Source organism: Melaminivora alkalimesophila (assembly GCF_000282995.1).
GTDB lineage: Bacteria > Pseudomonadota > Gammaproteobacteria > Burkholderiales > Burkholderiaceae_C > Melaminivora > Melaminivora alkalimesophila.
This window is the reverse complement of sequence record NZ_ALEE01000308.1, coordinates 1-882: the sequence shown is the minus strand read 5'-3', so window position 1 is coordinate 882 and position 882 is coordinate 1. Positions and strand designations below refer to the sequence as shown.

2 protein-coding genes are annotated in these 882 nt (G+C 71.3%); one reads left to right on the top strand and one right to left on the bottom strand.

Annotation, left to right across the window (positions count from 1 at the left end; genetic code table 11):
- The coding region (locus A612_RS05780; protein ID WP_019373583.1) for a symmetrical bis(5'-nucleosyl)-tetraphosphatase at nucleotides 1-546 on the top strand (546 nt) is incomplete at its 5' end.
- A gap of 51 nt (nucleotides 547-597) precedes the next feature.
- On the opposite strand, the gene A612_RS05775 is transcribed toward A612_RS05780, so the two are convergent.
- A partial coding sequence (locus A612_RS05775; protein WP_019373582.1) for a c-type cytochrome occupies nucleotides 598-882 on the bottom strand: 285 nt, incomplete at its 5' end.

The window sequence follows — 882 nt, the reverse complement described above, 5'->3', positions numbered from 1 at the left end:
TGGCTGCGCCTGCAGCCGCTGGTGCGCCGGGTGGAGCATGGCGCGGGGCATTTTCTGGCGCTGCATGCGGGCGTGTTGCCGCAGTGGGACGAGGCGGCGGTGCTGGAACACGCCGCCGAGGTGGAGCACATGCTGCGTGGGCCGGAACTGGGCACCTTCCTGGGCCGGATGTACGGCAATGCCCCCGACCAATGGAATGACCGGCTCAAGGGGACGGATCGCCTGCGAGTGATCGTCAACGCCCTCACGCGGCTGCGTTTCTGCACCCCCGAGGGGCGGATGGACTTTGGCAGCGCCGAGAGCGCCCCGCATGCGCCCCCGGGGCTGGTCCCGTGGTTCGAGGTCCCCGCACGGCGCACGGCGCAGACCGTGATCGCCTTCGGCCACTGGTCCACGCTGGGCCGGCTGGACCGCCCGAAGTTGCTGGGGCTGGACACCGGCTGTGTGTGGGGTGGCTGCCTGAGTGCCGTGCGCCTGGGCGCCTCGCTCGAAGAGCGGGAACATTTCCAGGTGCAGTGCCCCCAGGCGCAGCAGCCTGGGAGCTGAGCAAGAGCGGGCACGACAGGCCGGGCCCGCTGCTGGGTTCGCCGGGCCGGCTCAGCCTCCGTGGCTGACCATGAAGTCCACCGCGGCCTTGACTTCCTCGTCCGACAGCGAGGCCGCGCCGCCGCGCGGGGGCATCACGCCCTTCTTGCCCGTGAAGCCCTCGATGGCGTGCTTGTAGAGGGTGTCCTTGCCTTGGGCGATGCGCGGGCTCCAGTCGCTCTTGTCGTCGAGCTTGGGGGCCCCGGCCACGCCCGCTGCGTGGCACAGTGCGCACGACTTCTCGTACACGCTCTTGCCCAGTTCGCCGCCCCCTGCCGCTGCCGCTGCCGCTGCCGC